Here is a 1,944-nt window from a genome sequence, read left to right on the forward strand (position 1 = left end):
ACCGGGAGCAGCCCCGCCGGTGATCTCGGGCGCCGCGGGTAGCTGTCCGGCCCGCTCCGCCCACCAACGGCGGTCCTCGTCCTGCCCGGGACCAGCCGGGACTCCCCCTGCCGCGCTACTGCGCACGTGGTCGGCGAAGGTGCGCTGCGGAGCAGGGCCAGGGTCCTCGCCGCGGTACACCACTCCCATCTCGGAGTGCAGGAGGCCGAAGCTGTCGGCGTCGCAGACCAGCACGTCGACGCTCCACCCCACGTGCACCGCGTCGGCGGTGATCGCGAGGTACGGGCAGACCAGCGGCCACCGTGACGCCGGGGCGCGCCGCGTCGACAGGCGGTCACGCCACCGCCGGAGCCCGGTCTCGGGGTCGTCGGACTGCCTCAGGTCGGTCACGTCGAGCCGGAAATCCTCGGGCCTGATGTCGACCTCGTGCATCCCGTCCAGCTCGACGACCGTCCGCAGCATCGGGTGCCTCTGCACCATCGTGCGGAACGCGGCCTCGAACCGATCCGGATCCAGTGAACGGGCACGGAACTCCACGAAACTGTGGCACGCCGCGCCACCGATGCCGTAGTCGTCCTCGCGGCCCAGGAGGTACGCACGCTGGACCGGCGTCAACGGCGCCGGGTCTGTGGGATCGGGCTCGATGTCCGCATCCCCCGTGCCCGCGCCCCCCGTGCCAGAGTCCTCCGTGCCAGAGTCCTCCGTGCCAGAACCCTCCGTGCCAGAGCCCCCGGACGAGTCCTCCTGCTCCCGACCCGGATCCGACACGACGGCTCCCGCGACACCCCCCGGCGTCGGATCGTCGAGGAGGTCTCGCAGCCGCAGGTCTAGTCCCAGCTCGTCGCGGAGAGTGCCGAGCAGTCGTGTCGCGGCCAGGGACTGACCACCGAGGGCGAAAAAATCGGAGTCGGCGCCGACCTCGTCCCGGTGGAGGCCGAGCGCGTCAGCCCACAGTTCGCACAGACGCGAGAGCGACGCACGGGCCTCCTGCCCGTCCGAGCTCTCCGAGCCTCCCGGGGAGACCACGGTCGATGGTGTTCCGGCGGTCTGCAGGGAGACTTCGGCGCCGGTCGCGCGGTCCACATCCGCACCCTCGATCGTGAGCGGACGGCGGCTGGCGATCACCGTTCCCCGGGACGGTCCGGCGGCGATCCGCCTCAGCAGCGTCGAGGCGTAGTCCGGATCCAGCGCATGTCTCAGCAAATTCCGGGCGAATGCGGCGTCATCGGCGTCGGTCGTCCGCCACCCGTCCCAGGCCACCGCGATCCGCCGGGTCCGCGCTGCCGGCGAGGCGTTCTCGCAGCGCAGTTCCACAGCCCGGCACGACACGGCGTACGCGGCCAGACCGAAGCCACCGGAGACGGAGGCCAGTGACGACATCGCCACGAGGACATCGGGGGCGCGCTCGCCGAGCTGCGCCACCGCGTCCTCTAGGGCGAGCCAGACCTGGACCCGCGCACGATCGTGGGCCAGGAGGGTCTTCGTCCCCGACTCCTGGACCGTCGCGAAGCTCTCCCGGCCCACCACCCCGGTGCACTGCACGACGATCAGTGGGCCGCCGGCCGGGAGAGCGCGAACCATCTCGGCGAGGGCGGTGGCGTCGAGGCCGTCCCAGGTGACCACGGACGCCCCCAGGGGGACCAGCTCGGCGGCGACATCTCCCGCGTCACGACGGGTGGTCAGGGTGACGCTTGCCCCGGCAGTGAGGAAGGAGGAGGCGATGTGGCGTCCCACGGCGCCGAGCCCGCCGATCACCACGACCCGCGGGGGCGCCTGGTCCGGGGCGTCGGCCGGTTCGACCGACGCCGGATGGTCGACGACGACCTCGTCCTGCCACGAGTCCCCGGTGAGGTGGACCGTGGTGGGCCAGCGGGCCGGCCCGTGACGGTGCAGGTCGGCCGCCAGAGCGCGCCCGGCGCGATCGGGGTCGCCGTGGTGCACGAC

Annotated in this window: 1 protein-coding gene; it reads right to left on the reverse strand. The window is 72.7% G+C overall.

Annotated elements, in window-relative coordinates:
• On the reverse strand, positions 1-1,944 hold a 1,944-nt coding region (locus IY392_RS10810), incomplete at both ends, for a phosphopantetheine-binding protein (RefSeq protein ID WP_194861212.1).

The sequence above is a fragment of the Dietzia sp. SYD-A1 genome (assembly GCF_015356725.1).
In the GTDB taxonomy this organism is placed as follows: domain Bacteria; phylum Actinomycetota; class Actinomycetes; order Mycobacteriales; family Mycobacteriaceae; genus Dietzia.